Origin of the sequence: Burkholderia sp. Bp9012 (genome assembly GCF_003853825.1) — a bacterium.
GTDB lineage: Bacteria > Pseudomonadota > Gammaproteobacteria > Burkholderiales > Burkholderiaceae > Burkholderia > Burkholderia diffusa.
Map to the genome: position 1 here is coordinate 1 of NZ_QTQA01000083.1, position 816 is coordinate 816.

1 protein-coding gene is annotated in these 816 nt (G+C 67.9%); it reads left to right on the forward strand.

Annotated elements, in window-relative coordinates:
* Positions 1-816 (forward strand): ABC transporter ATP-binding protein (locus tag DIE11_RS36000; protein WP_148093074.1); only part of this gene is annotated, 816 nt, incomplete at both ends.

Consider the following 816-nt stretch of genomic DNA (forward strand, 5'->3'; position numbering starts at 1 on the left):
CAGCCGCCGCGCCTCGGTGAGGAAATCCTGCGCGTGGATCACGTCTGCCGCGGCTTCAACAAGACGCAGGGCGAACTGCTCGTGCTCGACGACGCGAACCTGTCGCTGCGCGAAGGCGAGATCGTCGGGCTGCTCGGCCGCTCCGGCTCGGGCAAGTCCACGCTGCTGCGGATCATCGCGGGGCTGATCGAGCCGACCGGCGGTGAAGTGACCTACCTCGGCAAGCCGCTGACCGGCCCGGCCGAAGGCGTCGCAATGGTGTTCCAGACCTTCGCGCTGTTCCCGTGGCTCACCGTGCTGCAGAACGTGGAAGCCGGGCTGGAAGCGCTCGGCGTCGGCGCACGCGAGCGGCGCGAACGCGCGCTCGCCGCGATCGACCTGATCGGTCTCGACGGCTTCGAGAACGCCTACCCGCGTGAGCTGTCGGGCGGCATGCGTCAGCGCGTGGGCTTCGCGCGCGCGCTCGTGGTCGACCCGACGATCCTGCTGATGGACGAGCCGTTCTCGGCGCTCGACGTGCTGACGGCCGAAACGCTGCGTACCGACCTGCTCGACCTGTGGACGCAAGGCCGGATGCCGATCAAGTCGGTGCTGATCGTCACGCACAACATCGAGGAAGCGGTGTTCATGTGCGACCGCATTCTCGTGCTGTCGTCGAACCCGGGCCGTGTGATCGCCGAGATCAAGGTGCCGTTCAAGCATCCGCGCAACCGCCTTGACCCGGCCTTCCGCAAGCTCGTCGACGACATCTACGCGAAGATGACCGCGCGCCAGACCGGCGAGGCGACGAAGAAGGGGCTCGAGCTCGGCAGCTGG